This window comes from Amycolatopsis sp. FBCC-B4732, from assembly GCF_023008405.1.
Taxonomy (GTDB): Bacteria; Actinomycetota; Actinomycetes; order Mycobacteriales; family Pseudonocardiaceae; genus Amycolatopsis; species Amycolatopsis pretoriensis_A.
In genome coordinates this window covers 4374524-4396401 of record NZ_CP095376.1, presented here as the reverse complement: position 1 = coordinate 4396401, position 21878 = coordinate 4374524, and the positions used below count along the sequence as shown (strand labels likewise).

Below are 21878 nucleotides of genomic sequence, written 5' to 3'. Positions count from 1 at the left end.
GCGTGTGTCGCTGTGGGTGGGCAGCGCTGCTGGCTCGGTCGTGTGAAGGTGGGCAGGCGGCTGGTCGGCCGGGCTTGCGTCGCTATGGGTGGGCAGTGTCGCCGGCCCGGGGAGGTCGGTCGTCCGGAGTTCTCCAGAAGTCCGGACGACCGGATGTGTGCCGCCTCGGGTGGACGCCGTTGCCGGCTCGGGTAGGTCAGCCGGGCAGGCTTGGATCGGAGTCCGGTCGGCTGGGCGTGTGCCGCCTCGGGCAAGTGCTGGCTCGGCGAAGTCGGCCGTGCGGAGTTCGGCGGGAGTCGGGTCGGCCGGGTGTGTGCCGCCGCGTTTGGGTGCCGGGTCGGCGAAGTCGGCCGGCCAGAGTTCCGCGGGAGGCAAGCCGGCCGAGTGAGTGTCGCCTCGGGTGGGCGCCGGTGCCGGCTCGGGAAGGTCCGCTTGGTCGCGTTGAGGTGCCGGGCGGTGCTCGGCAGGCGGCCGGGTGGCCGGGCGCGTGCCGCTGCAAGTGGGCTCGGGCCGCTCACCTTGGCCGCGTTGAGGCGCCGATTGTCCGGCAGCGTCGCCGAGCGGACCGGCCAAGTTCTGGCCGCCGCTGGGGGCCGCCTTGGGAGCGTACGCCGCGCGGATGGACTCCGTGGTCGGTGCCTCGGTGGTGCGCCGCCGGCGGGGCGGAACCTCCGCGGAGCGCCGAGGCCATCGCGCCCGCCGTTGACGCGGCAGCTCCTCCTCCACCCGCGGCGGTTCGGCAGCCGGCCGGGGACGGGGCTGCGGCAGCCAATCGACCCGGGCCTTCGGTTCAGTAGGCAAGGCCCACGCTCGCACAAGCCGGCGCCGGAGCACCCTCGGACCTTGGGTACGACACCGTCGCCGGGTCGCCATCGGACGTGTAGCGGTGGCCCTCCGGTGCGGCGAGCTCGTCGAGCCAGTGCTTCGAGCCGTACTCCGCGTCGCGCCCCTCCGACTGCGAGCGGATCCGGGGGATCGAGCCGGGGACGAATCGGGTCGAGCAGGGCGACGGCGCCGGCCCGGCCCCGACGAGCAGTGCCCCGCCGTACGAATAGCCGGGACCTTGCAATGCCAGTTCCTCGCGCCGCGGGTGGCTTCCGTACGGGAGCGCCAACGTCGTCGGCCGGTAGCCGGGGACCGCCTCGCGGATCGCCGCGTCGTCCGTCGAGATCGCCGCCGTCACCTCGCTTTCGGAGGCGGAGCGCAGGTTCGTGTGCTGCCGGGTGTGGTTGCCCAGCTCGAAGCCGTGGTCCGCCAGCCAGCGCAGGGTGCGCCCATCGGTGTCGCCGAACGGGTGCTCGTTGACGTACAAACTGGCGACCGGCCGGAACCGCGGGTGCGCCGCGGCGACGTCCAGCAGGATCCGGACCGCCGTGCCCGGCGCCGGTTGTCCCTGCGGGGTCAGGGTGAACGCGCTCGGGTCGCCGTCGTCGAAGGTCAAGACCACCGGGTGGGCGCCGGCCGGGACGTCGAGGCGGCGCGACACCAGCTCGGCGGTCGTGATCGGCACGTAGTCCTCGGCCGCGAGCCGCTCGAGTTCCGCGGTGAAGTCGGCGGGCGTGCGGTCGTAAACCGACCGCGGGTGCTCGGCGATCCGGTGGTACATGAGCACGGGGATCCGGCCGAGCTCGTCCGCACCCACCTGGCGCGCCGAGGCGGCGGTGACGCGGACGGGCGCGGCGGCGGGCGACGGCCGGGGTGGTGGGGCCGGTGCCGGTGCCGCGGGAGCACCGCAGGCCGCCGCGGCGAGCAGGACGGCGAACCCGGCACCGAACCGGAAAAGGCAACGCATGCCCGAAGTGTGCGGCCGGCCCCTGACGGGCGCGGGCCGGCCCACCGGGTCGGGTGAGCGCGACTTTCCGCCGCACAGTCCCGAAAACGACGTTTACGCAGGCAGCGGACACGGTCCCGGAACCGGCCCCGGCACGATGCGGTGATCATCGGCGATCGGGTTTCCCGGAGAACGCGGGCGGGTATTTCCCCGCGATGGTCCCGAAAACGGCGTCCGACGCCGAACGAACCTTCGACCGACGTCTGGTGCTCACCGCCGCTCTCGCGGGTTTGGTGACGAGCGCGTGCGGGGCACCGCGGCGGGAACAGGCACTCGCTGTTCCGGTCACGGCGAGTCCCGCGCCACCCCCGTCGCCGCCCCCGAGCCCGGTGGAGAACAGCCTTCTCGTCGGGTTTTGCGGCGCGCCGGGCGCCAAGGCGCTCGGCCGGATGACCGGCGACCTCACCGAGGCGAGCCGGCGGCTGCGGCAGCAGATCGAGGCGTTCCCGGCCGGGCGTCCGATCACCCCCGTCGTCGAGCTGATCGCGACCACCGTGCACCGCTCGCCCGGCGAAGACGGCATGTACCGCAGCCGCGGTGACGACGCGACCGTGCGGAACTACCTCGACGCCGCGCGGGCGCTGAACGGCTTGCTGCTGTTGAACATCCAGCCCGGGCGTGCCGACTTCCTCCCCGAAGTGCGGGCCTACGAACACTGGCTGACCGAGCCCGACGTCGGCGTCGCGCTCGATCCCGAGTGGGCCGTGGAACCGGGGGTGGTGCCGGGCCGGAAGTTCGGCCGCACGACCGGCGCCGAGCTCGACGAGGTCGCCCGGTACCTCGGGGAGCTGGCCGAAGCGCACCGCCTGCCCGCGAAGGTCATGGTGTACCACCAGGTCGCTTCCTCGGTGGTGCGTGAAGAGGAGCTTTTGCTGGCGCACAAGGGAGTTTCGCCGCTGAAGGTGGTCGACGGCATCGGCTCGGCCGCGGCCAAGAAGGCGACGTGGAAGACGCTGATGACGACGAAACCCGACCACGTCCGGCCGGGCTTCAAGCTGTTCTTCGAGGAGGACACCCGCCGCGGCGCGGACCTGATGACGCCGGCGGAGGTGCTGGCGCTGACCCCGGCGCCCGCTTACGTCGTCTACGAATGATTCCGTAACCACGACGAAAGCCCGGTGCGGATTCCGCACCGGGCTTTCGCCGGCTTGTCCGTCCGGGGTCCGGCCGGGTTAACCGACCGGGACGGGCAGCCCGCCGAGAAGGTCGTTCACCAGCGAGGACAAGCTGATCAGCAGCCGCTGCACCAGCGCGTTGAGCAGGGCCGACACGGGCGGCAGCGACTGGCGCGGCTCCGCGTTCCGCGCCAGCTCGCTGACCCCCTTGCGTGCTTCGGTGTTCTGCTGCTGCGCCGTGGCCGCGGTGTCGCGCGCCTCGGTCTGGATCGTGTACCGCTTGCCCTGGGCCAGATCCGTGAGCAGCGGGTCGAGGTCGCCGAGCGTGGCTTGCGTGCCGGGGACGTCCCCGCGGTCCGCGCGGGCCGAGAGCTGGTCGCGCAGCTGCTGGACCTCCGCCGCCGCGCTCGTCGTGCTCGAAGAGCCGCTTCCGCCGGGGCCGCCGGCGGTCGCGACGCCGACCCCGGTGAGGGTCACCGCCGCCGCGGTGACGAAAACCGTGATCGCGCGGGCCAATGCACTTTTCATGTCCTACTCCTCCGGAATTCCGATGCCGACTCCGATCATGGTGATCGCCGATCCGCATTGGCGCGAGCGCATCTCCGGGCCCGGCGTCGACTGTCGATTTCGGACGGTGCCCGGCGGGTCCGGGATTCGCGGAACAAACATCGAGTTCGCGTGAAGCCGTCGTGAAGCGGTTCTCCCGATCAATTACCGTGGGTGATGGCGTCACTCGATCGAGGTTCGAGATTACGATGGATGGTGGAATCGTAGGTGGTCGCCTCACGGAAGGTAGGAGAAGAGTGGTTCTCGGGGGGTACGCGACTTCCACCCGATGGTGACGTTTAAGTGAGAAATCAATGGGTAATCATGCGCATTTGCCCGATGGCCGGAATGCCACTCTTAAGAAGGTTACGTCGCAAAACCACTTCTTGCGCGGCGAGTGCGTCGCTAATCTGGGTGCCGGTCGCGGTGCCGGGTTTCCCGGCGGGATCCGCGGCCGTCACGGTGCCGGGAACCTGACACGAAGGCGCCCGTCGGAGAAAACGCGGAACGTCCCGGCGTGACTGGTGCCGGGGCGTTCCGCGCGGGTGGAGGGGAAACGGGGTGCGGGGCATCGAGGGCAGACGGACGCCTGCGCAATCGTCGAACGCTCGGCTTTCCGGGGATGAGCCGGCGGGGGTGGGGCCGTTCGACGCCTGGCAAACTTGGCCGCCAGGCGCTGACGCGGCTCTATCATCGGTGCTCACGGTAGTTTCGACGCGGGTCTCGATGGAAGATTCGGCTCGACCCCCGGTCGCCCGACAGAAACGAAACCGGCTCCTGTTGGGAGCGCAGGTTGTGGTGGCCACCGTCGCGGTCCGGCCGCCTGTCGTGGGTACGGGCTCGCGGGAGATGTGGGTACGGCTCACTGTGGCGGACCGGGCCGGAAGCGGCACCGCGCCCCGGCAATCCGCGATCGTGCCGGTCCCGCGGCAAGACCGACTTCGGTTGCCGGTGGGGGATGCCGCTCGGCGGATGGCGATGGTGCCGGCCCCGCGACGGAAGCAGGCCTGGTTGCGGGCGGGGAGCGTGGCTCGGCCACCTGCGATCGTTCCTGTTCCGCGACGGAAACAGGTCCGGTTGCCGGTGGGGAGCGTGGCTCGGCCACTTGCGATCGTTCCGTCCCTTCGACAGGAGCAAGCCTGGTTGCGGGTGGGGAGTGTGGTTCTGCTACCTGCGATCGTTCCGGTTCTCCGCCAGAAGCAAGTCCGGTTGCCGGTGGGGAGCGTGGCTCGACCACCCGCGGTCGTTCCGTTCCTTCGGCAGAAGCAAGCCTGGTTGCGGCTGGGGAACACGGTTCGACCACTCGCCATCGTTCCGGTCCCCGCGACGGAAGCAAGTCCAGCTGCAGGTGAGAAACGTGGCTCGGCCACCTGCCATCGTCCCGGTCCCGCGACGGAAACAAGCCCGGCGGCCGGTGGGGAACGCGGCTCGGCCACCTGCCATCGTTTCGTCCGCCCGACAGAAACCGGCCCGATCCCCCGAGGGGAACCGGGCCGGGAATAGCGCAGCCGAGAGACGCGAATCAACGGCTCAAACCCCCGGCGGACTCCGCCGCGGCTCCGCCGGCGGGTACGCGTTGGCCGGCGGAGCCGCCGGGTATCCCGCCATCGCGTCGGCCTTCGGCCCGCGCCTCACCAGCCCCGCCAGGCCGAGCAGCCCCACGAGTCCCAGCAGGCCCCACAACCCGTTGTCGCCGTTGTCGTCCTGCGTGGTTACGTGGTCGTCGGCCCGCGCGAGGTCCGCCGACGCGGGCGAAGTTCCCGCCAGTGCGATCGCGCCCGCCGCCGCGAGGCCGCACAGCCACTTCCTGGCCATTCCGTTCATCGCCGGTCGTCCTTTCCGTCGTGAGGTCGTTCTCCGGCGGCGTACCCTCGCCGTTCCCGTTCACACCCGTCGTCACGGGAACGGGGGACGGTTTCGTTTCCCCGACCCCGTTTCGGGCCCCGGTCGCGCTTTTGTAACATGGGGTCCGGTTCAAGCCGGAGCCGTGGAAGGACGTGCCGTGCGCGCGCGTCCACCGCCGGCGTCCTTCCCTTTTCCACGCAGCTGCGTATCCGCACGGGGAAACACCGTCCACTGTTGTGGGCTCGGGGGAGGAATGAACAGTAATCTCGTGGTCGCCCCGCTGGGCGCGACCTACACACCACGTCTTATTTGCACCACCGGCGACCGCCTGATCCACCCGGCGGACGGCCGCAACGACCTCGCCAGGATCGTCGTGCGGTGGGCTCGTGCCTGGGTTCCCGAAACCTGGCCCGCGCGCCAGTACTTCGCCGCGCTGGGCATCGGGGATGACGAAAATCCTTGCTACACCGATGAAGAAGTCACCGGCTGGCACCTCGTGCAGCCGCGGCCGGGCTCGCTCGCGTGGCGGGTGCGGTCCGGCGAAATCGACGTGACCACCGCGCTGACCGCCGAAGCCGAGGCCTGGCCCGGCTAGCGACCCTTCGCACCGAAGAGCCCTGCGCCCACGGCGGTGCGGGGCTCTTCGGCGTGCCCGGAATCTCGTTGCCGCGCAAGCTTTCCGCCCGCACCATGGGAAGGGAAACACTGCGGGAAAATGAATCCCCGCTAACCCGATCGGACCACTCGCCGCGTGGTCAGGGACTTGCGGCACCCACACGATGGTGGCGCGAAGTGGAAACGACGCCGGCGCATCAGTACGTTTCCCTCACACGGGCCGGAGAACACACCTTCACTGCCGTCCCGTCCGACGCAATCGCCTATCGAGGAGCAAATCCATGCTGAAGAAGATCGGGTTCGTCACGGCAGCCGCGGCGGCCGGCGCGTTCCTGGCCGGCGGCATCGCCTCGGCCGACACCCCGGACGGCCACCACCACGGGCACCACCACGGCAGCTACGACCACACCGGCCAGGTCGGTCTGGTGAACCTGAACAACACCGACGTGCTGCACAACGTCAACGGCACCCTCGGCCTCTGCGGCAACGACGTCAACGTCCTCGGCGTCCAGGTGCCGATCCGCGACTCGCTCAACGGCATCGGCGTGCCGATCCTGTCGCCGGGCGAGTCCGAGGCCAGCGGCGAGTCGCCGTACAACTGCGCCTCGGGCGGCGTCGTCGACGGCGGCACGAGCCAGGGCAACTGAGTTTCCGCGCCGGAGCCGCTCGCTGTGTGTGCGAATGCCGGCTCCCAGCGCGGAAATCCGGCGGTTGCGTCGATGTCGCACCGCGTGCCCGGAACACGGAGCGAGCTGCACACTCCTGTTCCGCGTCCCGGGCACGCCGCGACGTCGGACGACGCCGGCACGGGTGGGACCGGCCAGGACGCTGGAGACGTGCGCCGGTCCCACCCGGCGTGACCGCACCTTAACCGACAACCCCGGGCCCGGCGAACCGAAGCCGGCCCGGGGTGTCCCCCCGAGCTCCCACCGGACCGTCCGGTGGGTGGTGATAAGGAGTTTTCTTCCCGTGATCAAGCAACTCGGCTTCGTCGCCACCGCACTCGCCGCCGGGATGGCGGTGCTCGGCGGATCCGCGTCCGCGACCGGCATCACCGTCGCCGGCCACCCGGTCGACCACAGCGACCAGATCGGCCTCGGCAACGTGCAGAACCTCGACGCCGTGCACAACCTCAACGTCGTCGGCGGGGTCTGCGACGACAACGTGAACGTGCTCGGCGTCCAGGTGCCGGTCCGCGACGTCGCCGAAGGCATCGACGTCCCGGTGCTCTCCCCGGGCGAGCACGACGCCGAAGGCGCGACCCCGAACAACTGCTCGGCGGGCGAAATCGCCGACGGCGGGACCGCCCAGGGCAACTGACCGGTCCGGTCGGAGCCGCCGCGCGGAGTCTTCGCGCGGCGGCTTTTCACGTCCGGTCGAGCCGATGGACCGCCACTTCCCGCACGACCAGCAGGACGGCGGCCGCGACCGGGACCGCGACGAACGCGCCGAGCAGTTCGAAGCCGAGCAGCACCGCGACGACGGTGACCAGCGCCGGCACCCGGACGGCGCGGCCGACGATCTTCGGCAGCAGTACGTAGTCCTCCAAAAGCCGGTAGCCGGCGAAGAAACCGGCGGTGGCCAGCCCGACCGGCGTGGACACCGTCAGCGCGACCAGGCTGGTCCCGGCCCCCGCCGCCACCGAGCCCGCCACCGGGACGAGGTCGAGCACGGCGACGAGCGCGGCCAGCACCAGCGGGTACGGCACGCCGAAGGCCCAGAGCCAGGCGAACGTCGCCACGCCCGCGATCAGCGACACGACGACGTTGCCGACGAGGTACGCGCCGACCTTCCGGAAGACCGCGTCGCCGATCAGGATCACCCGCGGCCGCCGGGTTCGCGGGGTCAGCCGGTCCAGCGCCGTGCGGACCCGCGGGAAGTCGGCGGCGAAGTACGTCGCCGGCACCACGACGATCAGGGTGTCGCCGAGCACCGCGGCGAGTGGCTTCGCGACGTCCGCCACGTGGATCGACCGGATGGCGGCTTCGAGACCGAACGCCTCATTGGCCTGTGCCGGCAGCGATCCCGGCTCGCGCAGCAGGGCCAGGTCGCGCAGCCGGGTGGCTTGATCGGTGAGCGGGACGGCCGCCGCGGCGACGGCGCCACCGAGGACCGCCAGCCCGGTCACGACGACCACGGCGGCGGAGAGCGCCCGAGGCATGCGGCGCGTGAGCCGGGCGGTCAGCGGTTCGAGGCCGACCGCGAGGGAGAACGCGATCCCGATCAGCAGCAGCACATCCGAGGCGGCGAGGACGACCTCGACGACGGCGATCGTGACCGCCACCCCGGCCGCCGCCAGGAGACCGGTGAAGAACGGCGACCGCCGGTTCACCGGTTTTCCCGGTGCACCCAAGGGTTCCCGCTGCCGGGACGCAGCGCCTTCGGCCTTTCCGACGGCGTGCCCGGCGCGGTGCGCACCCCGTCCGTTCCTCGCGTGCATGAGAGGGCGGCTACCTCGCGGCGGCCGGTCGAATCCACCCGATCCGGGCGCGCGGGCAAGTCCACGCTTCCCGGTGACGACCTCCGTCTGCCGTTGCCGAAACCGTTGCGCTCTCAAGAGAATCGTTCATGGGCTTCAAGAACTTCCTGCTCGCTCCCGTAGCCGTGCTCCTGGCCGCGTTCACGGTCGCCCCACCGGCGGCGGCGGCCTCCGCGCCGCGGCTGCTGATCAACCAGGACTTCCCCGACCCGGACGTCGTCAAGACCGCCGGGGGCTACTTCGCGTTCTCGACGAGCACAGGTTCCGGGCGCGTCCCGTTCGCGACCGCCGCGGTGCCGGAAGGGCCGTGGCGGGTGGTCGGCGACGCGCTCGGCGCGGTGCCCAAGTGGGCCAAACCGGACGGCGGGTTCTGGGCTCCGGACGTCACGCAGCTGGCGGACGGCACGTTCGTCCTCTATTTCTCGGCCGCGCAGACGGCGGGCGGCGAGATGTGCCTCGGCGTCGCGACGGCGGCGAAGGCGGACGGCCCGTACACCCCGGCCGGCGACCGGCCGCTGGTGTGCGTGCCCGAAGATCACGGCGACATCGACCCGCAGACGTTCGTCGACGCGGACGGAGCCCGCTACCTCCTCTACAAGAGCGACGGCGCGGCGACCGGCGCCCCGGCGGCGATCTGGGCGCAGCGGCTGCAGGCCGACGGGCGCTCGCTGACCGGTCCGCGGACCGAGCTGCTGCGGGCCGACCTGACGGCCGAGAAGGCGGTCGTCGAGGCGCCTTCGGTGGTGAAGACGGCGAGCCGGTACCTGCTGTTCTACTCGGCGGACACGTTCCAGAGTTCGGGCTACCACACGTGTTACGCGTCGGCGCCGACCCTGGCCGGCCCGTTCGTGAAGGCTGACGCCCAGTTCCTGTCGGCCGAGCTCCTCGGCGGCAAAGTGGACGCCCCGGGCGGCGCCGACGTGGTGGACGGCCACATCTACTTCCACGGCTGGCTCGGCGGCGGCCGCACGGCGAGGGGGCTGTACGAGCTGCCGGTGACGTTCCCGGGCGACGTGCCGCAACTGGGCTGAGTGTCACCCACAGGGGTAGCGCCGGGGTTGGGGAGGCGAGGGCCGGATACCCGTCGCCGGGAGGAAGGGAGACCGTCATGACGGTGTGGTGGGGTCTGCTGGGCCTGCTCGGCTTGCTGGGGTGTTGCGGATTGCTGCGCGGTCACCGCGCCCGCGAAGCCGACCCGCTGGCCCGCTACCCGGTGGCCCGCGAGCCGGCACGGCCGAACGCGGATGCCGCGCACACGCCGCTCATGACGCCGGTGGTGACGCCGGAGATGCTCGCGCCGACGCCGCGAAACGAGCCGGCGGGGGTGCTGGAGCGGGTGGCGGATCCGCGGGGAGTTGGCGAGGGGACGGCAGGGCGGCCGACCGTGATGGCGCAGGGGGCGGTGGATCCGCAGGGAGTTGGCGCGGTTGCGCCGGAGCGGCGGAATGCCGAGGCGGCTGAGCGGTAGGGGGCGTTGGATCCGCAGCTGGTTGGCGAGGGGACAGGGCGGCCGACCGCGGTGGCGCAGGAGCGGCCGGGGTCGGTGGAGCCGCGAGGTGTGGTGCCAGCGCGGCAAGGTGCGGCGGAGCTGGGGCAGCGGTCCGCTGGGGCGGATGAGCAGCGAGTCCCGGCGGATCTGCGGGAAGTAAGCGCGGCCGGGCCGGAGCGGCGGGATGCTGCGGCTGGTGAGTGGCAGGGGGAGGCGGATCCACGAGGTGTGAGGGCAGCGGTGCCAATGCAGCAAAGGCCGGCGGAGCCGGGGCAATGGTCCGCCGGGGCGGATGAGCAGCGAGGTCCGGCGGATCCGCGGGGAGTAAGCGGGGCTGCGCCGGAGTGGCAGGATGCTGCGGTGGGTGAGCGGCAGGGGGCGGTGGATCCGCGGGTTGGTGAGGGGACAGGGCGGCCGACCGCGGTGGCGCAAGAGCGGCGGGAGCCGGTGGATTCGCGGCGAGCAAGCGCGGTTTCGCCGGAGCGGCACGCGGTCGACGCGGAAGCGCCAGAGCGGCAGTACGCGGGCGAACCGCAGCGACAGGCCGTCGCCGCGGCCGAGCGGCCCGAGGTGATGGTTCCGGATTCCGGAACCATCACCGGCGAGATCCCCTCGCCGCGCGCCGAAGCGGAAGCGGAGCCGCAGGCCCGACCCGAGCCGAAGCCGGAAGCCCCCGCGCGGCCGGCCACCCACCGTCGCAAAGCCTCTGTCCTCAACGGACTCGACGGACTCATCGGACGGGCCCAGCGCCTCCTTCGCCGCTAAGGCAACGGCGCTCGCGCACCGATCAACCCGGCGAGGAGATCACCCACATCGGTGATGCGGTCGAGGACGTCCTCCGCGGTGAACGTCAAATGGGTGACGTGCCGGCACGCGCGGACCTCCTCCCACGTCACCGGGGTCGAGGCCGTCGGGTGGTCGCGGCCGCGCAGGGAATACGGGGCCACCGTTGTCTTGGCCGGGTTGTTCTGGCTCCAGTCGATGAACACCCGGCCGCTGCGTTGTGCCTTCGCCATCACCGCGGTCACCGTCTCCGGCGTCTCCTTCGCGAGGCGCTGGGCGAGCCGCTTCGCGTAGGCGGACGGGGCTGCCGCGTCGGCGGTTTCGATGCCGCAGTAGAGCTGCATCCCCTTCGAGCCCGATGTTTTCGCGTACGGCGTGAGCCCGTCGGCCACCAGGACGTCGTGCAGGCGCTCGGCCACCCGGCAGCAGTCCACGATGGACGTGCCGGGGCCGGGATCCAGGTCGAACACCAGGCGGTCCGGCAGGCCTCGCGCGCCGTCGGTCACCGTCCACTGAGGAACGTGGAGTTCGAGCGCGGCCATGTTCGCCGCCCACACCAGGCCCGGGAGGTCGTCCAGGAGCGGGTAGTCGATGCTGTCGCCGCTGCCGCGTGAGCCGGTGCTCGGCAGGCGCGCCGTGCGCAGCCAGGACGGGGCGCCGTTCGGGGCGTTCTTCTCGAACCACTTCTCGCCGTCGACGCCGTTCGGGTAGCGGATGAACGTCACCGGGCGGCCGGCCAGGTGCGGCAGCAGGACCGGCGCGACGCGGGAGTAGTAGTTGATCACCTCGCCCTTGGTGAAACCGTCCGCGGGGTACAGCACCTTGTCCAAATTGGACAGTGTGAGCCGTCGATCTCCCGCCTGGACGGTGATCCGGTTCTCGGGTGGCGGGGGCGGCGGCTCGTGCGGCACCGCGCGCGGGGCGATGACGTCGGCCGGGTCCTTGTCGGCGCGCAGGCCGCGCCAGGCGGTGTGGCGGACGCGCCCCGCGCGGGTGAACTGCCGGTAGACGACCTCGCCGACCAGCCGCGGTTCGACCCAGCGGGCGCGCACCGTGTCTTCGCGCGGCGGCGCCGACATGAACGGGTGCGTGCGGCGCTCCAGGCGCTCCAGCCGGGCCTTCAGATCGGCGCGGGCGGCCTGGCTGAAGCCGGTGCCGACGTCGCCGATGTAGACGAGGGCGCCGGTCGCGGGGTCGTGCGCGCCGAGCAGCAGGCCGCCGAGCGTGCCCGTGAAGCTGCGCTGGCCCGGCCGCCAGCCGCAGACGACGACTTCCTGGGTCCGGATCAGCGGGTGCTTGAGCCAGGAGTCCGGCCGTTGCCCGGGCACGTAAGCGGAGCTGCGCAGCTTCGCGACGACGCCTTCGTACCCGGCCGACGCGGCGTGGGCGAGGAAGTCGGCCGGCGTGCGGCGGTCGGCGGCGAGCTCGTCGAAGGTGACCGCGCGCACCACCGAGACGCGGTACGGGTCGGGCATCGGCAGGCTCGCCAGCAGGGCGCGGCGCTCGTCGTACGGCGTGGCGAGAAGGCTGCGGTCGCCGAGCCGGAGCAGGTCGAAGGCCAGGAACCGGACGGGCACGTCCTCGAACTCGCGGCCCGGTGGCCCGCTCTGGTGCCGGACGTAGCGGCCGCGGCGTTCCTGCATCAGCTCGAAGTCGATCCGGCCGTCGTCGCCGTAGACGACGATTTCGCCGTCCAGGTAGGCGGCCCGGCCGTCGAGCGCCGGGGCGAGGACGCCGTCGAGGTCGGCGAATTCGGCGGTGAAGTCGATGTTGTTGCGGCTGGTGAGGACGGTGGTGCCGTCGGGGGCGATGCGCATGGCCGCGCGGTAGCCGTCCAGCTTGTACTCGTACGCCCATTCGGGGCCGCTGCGCAGCCGTCCGCCGTCGGCCTTGGCGAGCATCGGCTCGACCCAGGCCGGGGCGCGGGACGCGTCTTCTGCCGCCATGCCGGACCTCCGTCACCTTTCGCGTTCAAGGTAACCCGTTCGGCCTAGTTTTGCCGGGTTTGCGCAGGTGACCGGAACGCCGGTGCCCAGCGTCCGCGGTCGACGTCCCCGGCCCAGCACGCCGCGAGGAGGTCGTAGCCGAGGTGGACGAGCGCGGCGTGGGCCGGCCAGTGCTCCCGGGTCCAGCGGACGTCGTTGTGCGCGGAGTCGACCGCGGCGCGGGTGGCGCCTTCGAGCTCGAACTGCAGGTCGCGCCGCGCCGCCCGGCCGGTGGTCTCGAGCACGGCCCGGGCTCCGGCGCGGATGCGGGCTTCGGTCCAGCGAAACGTCGTGCGGTGCGCGTTCGGGGCGAGCAGGTACTGCGCGAGGACGGCGAGCGCGACGCCGAGCACGGTCTCGACGAGGCGGTCGCGCAGCACCGGCCCGATCGGACCGCTCGCCGCGGCGCCCCCGGCGAGCAGCGCGACCGGCGTGATGAAGACGACGGCGACCGCGTAGTTGCGCGGCACGAACAGCTCGATGCAGAACTGCAGCACGGCGATCGTCGCGACCAGCGCGAGCCCGGCGGGCGAAACCGCGGACACGGCGGCGAACAACCCGAGGCCGACCGCGGTGCCGGCGAACCGATGCAGGCCGCGGACGTTGGCGCGCATGCGGTCGGTGCCCTGCTGCAGGACGACGAGCGCGCTGAGGATCGCCCAGTGCGGGCGCGCGAGACCGAGGCTCGCGCTCAGGCTCCCGGCGGCCGCGCAGGTGACGCCGACGCGCAGCGCCGTCACCATGGCGTGCGAGCGGAGGGTCGCCGACCGGCGCAGCCGGTAGCCCACGCTGGGGCGGGGGAGCGGGAGGGTGGTTTCCTCCTGGCCGCCGGTGGCGTCGGCGAACCGGCGGTGGGCGGCGATCAGCGTGGCGGCGAGTCCGGAGCCGGGTCCGTGACCGGCGTCGTGGACGGCGTTCCAGGCCGCGGAAATCGCCGAACCGGCGCTGTGGCGGGCTTCGGCGCCGGGGTTCTCGGCCGCCGTGTCGACGGCGGCGACGGCTCGTCGGACGGCGGTGCGCTCGGGTTTGGTCCTGTCGGTGAGTCTTCCGGCCATCGAGACGATCGCCGAAGCGAGGCCGCCCAGCGCGGTGCAGACGACGATGGCGACGGGGCCGGCGCCCGATTCCGTGGCGACGGTCGCACCGCCGCAGACGAGCGCGAAGAACAGGGCGCCGGGCGGCCCGAGCCGGAGCGCGTCCACGGCGTAGACGGCGAGCACGGCGACGGCGATGACCACGACGATGACGGCGCCCTTGTGACCGCCGGAGCTCCCGACGACGGCACCGAGGGCGGCGGCGAGCACCAGCATCGCGGCGGCGGTGAGGACGACTCGGGCGCGTACGCGGTAGGGGCGGCCTTCGCCGTAGAGGACGGCGAAGGCGCCGAAGGTGACGAAGAGTGCTACGTCCGCGTGTCCGGTGAGGACGGTGAGCCCGCCGGGGACGGCCACCGCGGCGGCGGCCCGAAGCCCGGCGCCCCATCTCCGACCGGCCGCCGGAAGGGCGAACAGCAGCGTGCGGGGACGCGCGATCCGGGGGAGGGGTTCGGACGGCACATCCCATTCCATCACGCGACAGCGGCGGTGGTCGGGTGGGAAGGACCACATGGCCGCCGCGTGCGGGTGGCCGGCTCCGGTGGCCTCCGCGAGGGGCCCGCGCGGGTCGCGGGACGCCATCGTGGCGGGTCAGGCCGGGAAGAACTCCTCCACGGCCCGCCGCAAGGTCACCCGGACCGTCTCCGCGTCGTCCAGCTCGCCGCCGTGCAAGGCGCCGTCCCGCAACAGCACCAGCACCCGCGCCGCGTGGCTGGGCTCCGGGTGCCCCAACGCCGCCGCCTCATCCCGGAGGACCTCGAAGAACCACCGCCGGTGGTCCTCGATCACCCGGCGGACCCGGGACTCCGCATCCGGGTACTCCGCCGCCGCGTTGAGGAACTGGCAGCCGCGGAAGTCCTCGCCGCACGTCGCGTCGCCCACCACCGACAACGCCGCCGCCAGGGCTTCGCGTGGGGGTTTGCCCGCTCGTGCGGCATCCACCGCCGCGCGGATGCGGTGGCTCGTCTCCGTCAGGTACGCCGCCACCAGGTCGTCCTTCGTCGGGTAGTGGCGGTAGAACGTCGCCCGCGTCACCGAGGCCTCCGACACCAGGCGCTCGACGCCCACCGCGTGGATGCCCTCCGCGTAGAACAGCCGGGACGCGGTCGCGAGCAGCCGGTCCTTCGGGTGCACCGGGGCAGACGTCATCCGGCCAGCATAAAGAAAGACCGATCGTTCTGCCAGATCGGCTTCGTCACATTGCGCCCGCTCTCGGGACGAGGCAGAGTTCGAGGGGCAGAAAGACTGATCGTTCTCTTTCAAGGAGCCAGCCATGAGCAAGCCCACCATCGTCCTGGTCCACGGCGCCTTCGCCGACTCCTCCAGCTGGACCGGCGTCGTGTCGAAGCTGCAGGAGAACGGCTATCCGGTCGTCGCCGTGGCCAACCCGCTCCGCGGCCTCGAGTCCGACGCGGCCTACGTCGCGGACGTCGTCAACGGCGTCGAAGGCCCCGTCGTCCTGGCCGGCCACTCCTACGGCGGCGCCCTGATCACCCGCGCCGCCACCGAGACGCCGAACGTCCGCGCCCTCGTCTACATCGCCGCCTTCCAGCCCGACGCGGGGGAGAGCGTCTTCGAGCTGTCCGGCCGCTACCCGGGTGCCAAGCTCGGCCCGGAGACCACGAACGTCCTGGTGCACGACGGCAACCCCGAGCTGTCGATCAAGCCGGAAGACTTCGCCGAGGTCTTCGCCGGCGACGTACCCGCCGGGACCGCCGCGGTACTGGCCGTCACCCAGCGGGCCGTCGCGCAGCAGGCGCTCGCCGCGCCGTTCGAGGGCACCCCGGCCTGGTCGAAGCTGCCTTCGTGGACGCTGATCGCCAACCAGGACAACGCCATCCCGGCCGCCGCTCAGGAGTTCATGGCCGAGCGCGCGAAGTCGACGGTCCGGCGGATCGACGCCTCGCACGCCGTCGCGGTGTCGCAGCCCGGTGTCGTCGCCGAGGTCATCCTGGCGGCCGCCGCCGAGTGACGCTCAGGTGATCGGCGGGAGTCCGGCGCGAGCCGCCCGGTACTCCCGCACGATCCGGGCCACGATGCCGGCCGCGGGCAGCACGGAATCCACCAGCCCGGCCGACTGGCCCGCTTCGAGCTTCCCCTCGGCGACGTCGCCGTGCAACGCCGCATCGCGCAGCGTGGCCGCCTGGAAAGCCTTGCGCCGCAAGTCTTCCTCCGCGCCGGACTCCTCCAGGGCCAGCATCCGCGCGGTGAAGTCGTTGTCCAGGGCGCGGATCACGCCCAGCCCGTGCCCGACCGTGCGGGTGCCGTCCACCCCGGCCGCGACCACCGCCTCCTTGTACGCGGGGTGCACCGATGCCTCCGTGCTGGCCAGGAACCGCGTGCCGAACTGGGCGGCGCCCGCGCCGAGGGCGAGCACCGCGGCCAGCCCGGCACCGTCCGCGATCCCGCCGGACGCGATCACCGGCGTCGAGGGCACCGCCGCGGCGACCGCGCGGACCAGCACCGACGTCGTCACCATCGCGGGCGGCGGGTGCCCGCCGGCCTCGGCGCCGACGACGACCAGGCCGTCGACGCCGGCGGCGGCCGCCTTCAGCGCGTGCGGCACCCCGGCCACCACGTGCAGGCAGCGCGTCCCGATCCCGTGGAACCGTTCGAGGTACCGACGCGGTCCGCCCTGCGACGCGATCAGCACCGGCGGCCGGTGCCGCAGCACCAGCTCGATGACCTCGTCGACGCCCGCGCGGTACAGCGGCAGGTTGACCGCCCACGGCCGGGGCGTGCCCGCGGCCACCTCGGTCAGCACCCGGTCCAGGTCGGGCAGCCGCATCGGCCCCGCCGCCACCACGCCGAGCCCGCCCGCGTTCGAAACCGCCACCGGGAGCGCCGAAGACGACGACGCCCACGACATCCCGGCCTGCACGATCGGCAGGTCGATCCCCAGCAGTCCGGTGACCGACGTCGAGATGCGGGTCATCCCCGCTCCAGCAGGGAACGCGCGTGCGCGGCGAGCCGGTTCTTCTGCACCTTCGAACTCGCGGTCATCCCGATCCCCTCGAAGCCCTCGACGATCCGCAGGTGCCGCGGCACCTTGAAGCCCGCCATCCGCGCCCGCGCCCACCCCAGCAATTCCTCCTCGGAGACGCCGGGGCCGGTCAGCACGACGAACGCGAACGGCACCTCGACGAGCCGCGCGTCCGGCACGCCGACGACGGCCGCCTGCCGCACCATCGGGTGCCGGTGCAGGGTGTCTTCGATGTCGGCCGGGGCCACGTTTTCGCCGCCGACGCGGATGATGTCCTTGGTGCGGCCGGTGAAGTGGAACCGCCCGGTCTCGTCGAGCAGCCCGACGTCGCCGGTGGCGAGCCAGCCGTCGGCGTCGATCGTCTCGGCCGTCTTCACCGGGTCGTCCAGGTAGCCGACCATCACGTTCCAGCCGCGCACCAGCACCGCGCCGGGTACACCGGGCGCGCAGTCGCGGTCGCCGGCGAAGTCGCGGATCCGCACCTCGACGCCGGGTTCGACGGCCATCGCGCCGGACGCGCGGAGCTCCTCCGGCTCCCACCAGGCCGACTGGGCGACGTTCGGCGACGCCTCCGAAAGCCCATACCCCGCAACGCATTCGCGCGCGCCGAGCTCGTCGATGACCCGCCGGATCACGATCGGCGACGCGGCCACCCACGCGCCGCGCAAACACAACTCCCGCGATGGCCGCGAAGGGTGGTTGAGCAGCAGCAGCGCGATGGTGTCGTTGCCCGAGAAGTGCGTGCAGCGCTCGGCTTCCAGCAGCCGCAAGGCTTCTTCCGGCTCGAACTTCGGCATCGTCACCAGCGTCGTCGCGTGCTGGATCGACGCCAGCACCGACAGCGTGCTGCCGGCGACGTGGAAGAACGGCCGCGCGGAGTGGAACCGGTCGCCGGGGCGCAGGCCCATCCGCGCGCCCGAGAAGAACGCGTCCGCGCACATGCTGCGGTGGGTCAGCAGGACGCCCTTCGGCCGCGACGTCGTGCCGGACGTGTACTGCACCAGCAGGACGTCGCCGGGCGAGCCGGCCGGCGCGGGAGCCTCCGAAGCCGCGGCCAGGAACTCGCCCCACGAAGAAGCGAAGGGAGGAACGTCGTCGCCGAGCACGACGACCTTCTCGAGCGCGGGGAGGGACTCGACGCCGATTTCCCGCAGCATCGCGGCGAAGTCCACGTTGAGCACCCGGGACGCCACGAACAGCGTCCGGACACGGGCGTGCTCGAGCGTGTAGCGCACTTCGTCCGCGGTGAACCGGGTGTTGACCGGCACCGCGACCGCGCCCGCCGCCCCGATCGCCAGGAACAGCGCCACCCAGTCCGGGCCGTTGCCGAGGCAGATGCCGACGCGGTCGCCGCGGCCGATCCCGGCGGCGGCGAGCCCGGCGCGGACCCGCGTGACCCGCTCGGCCAGCTCGCCGTAGGTGATCCGCTCGGTGTCCGTGACGACGGCTTCGACGTCCGGCGCGAGCAGGGCCGCGCGCGCCAGTACCTCGTGCGTGGTCAGCGGGCAGGCGGTGCGCAGGTCGGTCATCGCGGTTCTCCGTTCCCGGCGGTGAAGCGGGCGACGCCGTCGCGCCAGCCGCCGTCGGCGAGGCACTGTTCGATCGCCGCCAGCTCGATGCGGATCCCGCGGTCGAGGTCGGTTTCCGAGCCGAGGTCGACCGCGCGCTTGGTGAGCGAGATGGCCAGCGGCGGCGCTTTCGCGATGCTCGCGGCCGTTTCGTCGCCGGTTTCGGCGAGCGCGTCCGCCGGGACGACGCGGGTGACGACGCCCAGGTCGGCGGCCTCTTCCGCACCGAGCGGGCGGTTGGTGAACAGCAGTTCCTTGGCCCGGCGCTTGCCGATGGCGCGCTGCAGGCGCTGGGTCGCGCCGACGGTACCCCAGTGCGGCTCCGGGAACCGGAAGACCGTCCCCGACGCGGCCAGCGCGAAGTCGGCGGCGAGCGTGATTTCGCCACCCGAGCCGACGACCGCGCCCTGCACCAGGGCCACGACCGGCACCCGGCACTGCTCGATGGCGGCGTACGCGGCGAAGGAGGCGACGCGGCGGCGCCGCACCCAGGCGGCGTCCTTGCCGGTGCGTTCCTTGAGATCGGCTCCCGCGCAGAACACCGGCCCGCGCCCGCTCAGGAGCACCACCCGGACGTCGTCGTCGAGCGCCTCGAACGCCTCGCGCAGCTGGTGGCACATCGGCAGGTCCACGGCGTTGCGGGCCTCGGGCCGGGTCAGCTCGACCCGCGCGATCCCGTCTTCGACGGTGACGCGCACGCGCTCGGTCATCGGATCACCCCCGCGGCCCGCAGGCCCTCGATTTCGGCCGGGGCGAGCCCCAGGCCGGCCAGGACGTCGTCGGTGTCGGCGCCGAGCCGGGGCGGCGTGCCCACCGCCGTCGGCTCACCGCCAGTCTCACGCAGGGGCGTCCGCAGCGCCGGGAACGTCCCCTCCGCCGGGTGGGTGAACTCGCCGACGACGCCCCGCGCGAGGGCGTGCGGGTCGGCGAGCGCTTCCCGCACCGAGCGGACCGCACCGGCCGGGACCTCGGCCGCGCGCAGCTCCTTCACGAGCGCGTCCCGGTCGTGCCGGGCGATCGCGCCACGCAGGGCCTTCATCACGCGGGCACGCTGCCCGACGCGGCCGGAATTGCCCCGCAGCACCGGATCCGCGGCCAGGTCGTCGAGCCCGAGGACCGTGCACAGTGGACCCCAGTGCTGGTCGCTGCCGCTGATGTGCAGCCATTCCCCGTCCCCGGCCTGGAACGCCGCCGACGGCACGCGGCCCGGGTGCTCGGTGCCGGTGCGCATCGGGTCCTCGCCGAGCGCGAAGAGCCGCGCGGCGTTGAGCGCGTGCAGGCTCAATTGGACGTCCATCATGGACACGTCGAGGTGCCGGCCCCGCCCGGTCGCCGCGCGCCCGGCCAGCCCGGACAGCACGGCGATGACCACCCAGAGCCCCGAAGTCAGGTCCGCCACCGGGATCCCGGTCTTCGACGGCGGCCCGTCGGGCTCGCCGGTCATCGCCATCACGCCGGACAGCGCCTGGAAGACGGTGTCGTAGCCCTTGCGGTCGCGGTCCGGGCCGGTCTGCCCGAACCCGGTCGCGGACACGTAGACCAGGTCGGGGCGCGCCAGGTCCGCGTACCCGAGGCCCATCCGGTCCATCGCGCCGGGCAGGAAGTTCTCGACGACGACGTCGGCTTCGGCCGCCAGCTTCCGCGCGACCTCCTGGCCGCGCGGGTCCTTGAGGTCGAGCGTCACGGACTTCTTGCCCCGGTTGAAGGCGAAGAAGTACGCGCTTTCACCGTGCGGCAGCCGGGGTTCGAAGCCGCGGGTCTCGTCGCCGGTGCCCGGGCGTTCGACCTTGACGACGGTCGCGCCGAGCTCGGCGAGGATCTGCGTGGCCAGCGGCGCGGCGAGGACGCGGGAGAAGTCGAGGACGGTGATCCCGGCCAGCGGGCCGGTCATCGGCGGAACCCCCGCATCAGCGCGTTGACGTCCTGCCCGGCCCGCATGGCGGCGTCGGCCGGCAGGTCGGCGACGCGGTAGAAGAGGTCCTTCGCGGCGGCGATCGCCCGCGGTTCGACCTTCGCCCAGTGCTCGGCGATCGCCAGCGCGGCGGGCAGCACTTCGGCGGGGTCGGCGACCCGGTTGACCAGGCCGTGCTCGAAGGCTTCGGCGGCGGTGAGCAGGCGCCCGGTGCTGACCAGCTCGAACGCGAGCTTGCGGCCGAGGTGGTGCACGAGCCCGGTCATCACCAGCGCCGGGACGATCGAGTGCTTCAGCTCCGGGTAGCCGAACTTGAGGTCGGTGCCGGCGACGACCATGTCCGCCCCGATGGCGAGCCCGGCGCCGCCGCCGACCGCGGCACCGCGCACGGCCGCGACCACCGGGATCCGCAGCTGCCGCGCCTGCACCTGCAGCTTCGCGGTGAGCGCGGCGCGTTCCAGGACGGCGTCGGCGTGCTCGGGCGTCAGCTCCGAGAACTCGCCGAGGTCGGCGCCCGCGCAGAAGCCGCGGCCGGCGCCGGTGAGCACCAGTGCGCGGATGCCGCGGTCGGCGTCGGCCGCCGAGAAGGCTTCGCTCAGGTCTCGGGTGAGGGCCGTGTTCAGGGCGTTGAGCTTCTCGGGCCGGTTCAGCGTCAGGACGCGGACGGCGCCGTGGTCCTCGGCGATGACGGTCACGGGGTCTCCTGGTTCGGGGTCGGGGTGAAGCCGGCGCGGGCGACCATGCTGTGCAGGGGACGGCCGAGAGCTTCTTCGCAGGCGACAGACGCCTTGGCGAGCTGGTCGAGGTCGATGCCGGTGTCGACGCCCATCGCGTCGAACAGGCTCACCAGGTCCTCGGTGCAGACGTTCCCGGTGAGGCCGGCGCCGTAGGAGATGGCCGACGGGTGGCCGCCGACGCCGCCCATCGCGGTGTCGAAGTTCCGGCAGCCGGCGTCGAGGGCCGCGACGGCGTTGGCGATGCCGGTGCCGCGCGTGTTGTGGAAGTGCGCGACCACCGGCACCGCGGGGTCCAGCCGGGCGAACAGCGCGCGGACCGACGGTGGGGTCGCGACGCCGGTCGTGTCGCCCAAGGTGACCAGGCCGGCGCCGAGGTCGGCGAACCGGGCGACGTCCTCGGCGACTCGGCCGGGGTCGACCGCGCCCTCGAACGGGCAGCCGAACGCCACCGACACCACGCCGACCAGCTTGAAGCGGCCGCCGGCCAGCTCGACCATCTCGGTGACGCGCTCCCACTGCCCGGCTCTCGACGTGCGCAGGTTGCGTTCGGTGTGGCTTTCGCTGGCCGAGACCAGCAGGCTCAGCTCCTCGGCGCCGTGCCCGGCGTCGAGGTCGGCCAGCGCGCGCCGCACCGCGCGCGGGTTGGGGCAGGTCGCCTTGAACCGGACGCCGGGGCGGCGCCGGATCCGCGTCAGGACCTCGGCGGCGTCGGAGAAGCCGGGCACGCGCCCGGGGTGGCTGTAGCTGGTCGCCTCGATGCGCCGGAACCCCGCGTCCGCGAAGGAATCGAGCAGCGCGACCTTCGTCGCGGTCGGCACGAACTCCGGCTCGTGCTGCAGCCCGTCGCGGGCGAAGCACTCGCAGAGCGTGACGGCGTCGGACATCGGGCCACCTTT

21 protein-coding genes are annotated in these 21878 nt (G+C 72.7%); 8 read left to right on the top strand and 13 right to left on the bottom strand.

Annotation, left to right across the window (positions count from 1 at the left end; genetic code table 11):
* Positions 1 to 790: 790 nt before the first annotated feature.
* Complete coding sequence (locus MUY14_RS19190) at positions 791 to 1792, bottom strand: polysaccharide deacetylase family protein (protein WP_247024382.1); 1002 nt, start codon at positions 1790 to 1792, stop codon at positions 791 to 793.
* 368 nt (positions 1793 to 2160) lie between these two features.
* On the opposite strand from MUY14_RS19190, the gene MUY14_RS19185 reads away from it, so the two are divergent.
* Positions 2161 to 2925, top strand: coding sequence for a hypothetical protein (locus MUY14_RS19185; protein WP_247024381.1), 765 nt, complete (start codon positions 2161 to 2163; stop codon positions 2923 to 2925).
* 78 nt (positions 2926 to 3003) lie between these two features.
* Here the strand turns inward: MUY14_RS19185 and MUY14_RS19180 are convergent, their stop codons facing one another.
* Both MUY14_RS19180 and MUY14_RS19175 read right to left on the bottom strand, forming a co-directional pair.
* Positions 3004 to 3474, bottom strand: a complete 471-nt coding sequence (locus MUY14_RS19180) for a hypothetical protein (protein WP_247024380.1) — start codon at positions 3472 to 3474, stop codon at positions 3004 to 3006.
* A 1548-nt stretch (positions 3475 to 5022) separates the two neighbouring features.
* Positions 5023 to 5316, bottom strand: a complete 294-nt coding sequence (locus MUY14_RS19175) for a WGxxGxxG family protein (protein ID WP_247024379.1) — start codon at positions 5314 to 5316, stop codon at positions 5023 to 5025.
* 274 nt (positions 5317 to 5590) lie between these two features.
* On the opposite strand from MUY14_RS19175, the gene MUY14_RS19170 reads away from it, so the two are divergent.
* The 3 genes from MUY14_RS19170 to MUY14_RS19160 all read left to right on the top strand — a co-directional run bounded on the left by MUY14_RS19170 (position 5591) and on the right by MUY14_RS19160 (position 7272).
* Positions 5591 to 5932, top strand: a complete 342-nt coding sequence (locus MUY14_RS19170) for a hypothetical protein (RefSeq protein ID WP_247024378.1) — start codon at positions 5591 to 5593, stop codon at positions 5930 to 5932.
* A gap of 301 nt (positions 5933 to 6233) precedes the next feature.
* Positions 6234 to 6599: a hypothetical protein gene (locus MUY14_RS19165; protein WP_247024377.1), complete on the top strand. Its 366-nt coding sequence runs from the start codon at positions 6234 to 6236 to the stop codon at positions 6597 to 6599.
* 322 nt (positions 6600 to 6921) lie between these two features.
* Positions 6922 to 7272, top strand: a complete 351-nt coding sequence (locus tag MUY14_RS19160; protein ID WP_247024376.1) for a hypothetical protein — start codon at positions 6922 to 6924, stop codon at positions 7270 to 7272.
* Positions 7273 to 7318: 46 nt separating this feature from the next.
* Here MUY14_RS19160 and MUY14_RS19155 read toward each other — a convergent pair whose 3' ends face one another.
* Entirely contained in the window at positions 7319 to 8284 is a 966-nt protein-coding gene (locus MUY14_RS19155) for an AI-2E family transporter (protein ID WP_247024375.1), read from the bottom strand.
* A 236-nt stretch (positions 8285 to 8520) separates the two neighbouring features.
* Between MUY14_RS19155 and MUY14_RS19150 the strand changes: the two genes are divergently transcribed.
* The 3 genes from MUY14_RS19150 (at position 8521) to MUY14_RS19140 (ending at position 10685) form a co-directional block, all read left to right on the top strand.
* On the top strand, positions 8521 to 9462 hold the full coding sequence (locus tag MUY14_RS19150; protein WP_247024374.1) for a glycoside hydrolase family 43 protein: 942 nt from the start codon (positions 8521 to 8523) through the stop codon (positions 9460 to 9462).
* A 77-nt stretch (positions 9463 to 9539) separates the two neighbouring features.
* Positions 9540 to 9899: a hypothetical protein gene (locus tag MUY14_RS19145; protein ID WP_247024373.1), complete on the top strand. Its 360-nt coding sequence runs from the start codon at positions 9540 to 9542 to the stop codon at positions 9897 to 9899.
* 381 nt (positions 9900 to 10280) lie between these two features.
* Positions 10281 to 10685 carry a hypothetical protein gene (locus MUY14_RS19140; RefSeq protein ID WP_247024372.1) on the top strand — a complete coding sequence of 135 codons (405 nt, stop codon included), beginning with the start codon at positions 10281 to 10283 and terminating at the stop codon, positions 10683 to 10685.
* Here MUY14_RS19140 and ligD read toward each other — a convergent pair.
* The 3 genes from ligD to MUY14_RS19125 form a co-directional block, all read right to left on the bottom strand.
* Positions 10682 to 12649: a DNA ligase D gene (gene ligD / locus MUY14_RS19135; RefSeq protein WP_247024371.1), complete on the bottom strand. Its 1968-nt coding sequence runs from the start codon at positions 12647 to 12649 to the stop codon at positions 10682 to 10684. The genes MUY14_RS19140 and ligD overlap by 4 nt on opposite strands.
* A gap of 44 nt (positions 12650 to 12693) precedes the next feature.
* Positions 12694 to 14244 (bottom strand): FUSC family protein, encoded by a 1551-nt coding sequence (locus MUY14_RS19130; protein ID WP_247024370.1) that lies wholly within the window; start codon positions 14242 to 14244, stop codon positions 12694 to 12696.
* A 129-nt stretch (positions 14245 to 14373) separates the two neighbouring features.
* On the bottom strand, positions 14374 to 14931 hold the full coding sequence (locus MUY14_RS19125; protein WP_247024369.1) for a TetR/AcrR family transcriptional regulator: 558 nt from the start codon (positions 14929 to 14931) through the stop codon (positions 14374 to 14376).
* Positions 14932 to 15055: 124 nt separating this feature from the next.
* On the opposite strand from MUY14_RS19125, the gene MUY14_RS19120 reads away from it, so the two are divergent.
* A complete protein-coding gene (locus MUY14_RS19120) occupies positions 15056 to 15754 on the top strand; it encodes an alpha/beta fold hydrolase (protein ID WP_247024368.1) in 699 nt (232 codons plus the stop codon).
* A gap of 3 nt (positions 15755 to 15757) precedes the next feature.
* Here MUY14_RS19120 and MUY14_RS19115 read toward each other — a convergent pair whose 3' ends face one another.
* The 6 genes from MUY14_RS19115 to MUY14_RS19090 are packed head-to-tail and all read right to left on the bottom strand — an operon-like array spanning position 15758 to position 21866.
* Entirely contained in the window at positions 15758 to 16717 is a 960-nt protein-coding gene (locus tag MUY14_RS19115; protein ID WP_247024367.1) for a nitronate monooxygenase family protein, read from the bottom strand.
* Entirely contained in the window at positions 16714 to 18294 is a 1581-nt protein-coding gene (locus MUY14_RS19110) for an AMP-binding protein (RefSeq protein WP_247024366.1), read from the bottom strand. Before MUY14_RS19110 ends, MUY14_RS19115 begins: the two co-directional genes overlap by 4 nt.
* Positions 18291 to 19043, bottom strand: coding sequence for an enoyl-CoA hydratase/isomerase family protein (locus MUY14_RS19105; protein ID WP_247024365.1), 753 nt, complete (start codon positions 19041 to 19043; stop codon positions 18291 to 18293). The genes MUY14_RS19110 and MUY14_RS19105 overlap by 4 nt, the downstream gene beginning before the upstream one ends.
* On the bottom strand, positions 19040 to 20224 hold the full coding sequence (locus MUY14_RS19100; protein WP_247024364.1) for a CaiB/BaiF CoA-transferase family protein: 1185 nt from the start codon (positions 20222 to 20224) through the stop codon (positions 19040 to 19042). The genes MUY14_RS19105 and MUY14_RS19100 overlap by 4 nt, the downstream gene beginning before the upstream one ends.
* Positions 20221 to 20940, bottom strand: coding sequence for an enoyl-CoA hydratase/isomerase family protein (locus MUY14_RS19095; RefSeq protein ID WP_247024363.1), 720 nt, complete (start codon positions 20938 to 20940; stop codon positions 20221 to 20223). Before MUY14_RS19095 ends, MUY14_RS19100 begins: the two co-directional genes overlap by 4 nt.
* Complete coding sequence (locus tag MUY14_RS19090; RefSeq protein WP_247024362.1) at positions 20937 to 21866, bottom strand: hydroxymethylglutaryl-CoA lyase; 930 nt, start codon at positions 21864 to 21866, stop codon at positions 20937 to 20939. Before MUY14_RS19090 ends, MUY14_RS19095 begins: the two co-directional genes overlap by 4 nt.
* Positions 21867 to 21878 lie beyond the last annotated feature (12 nt).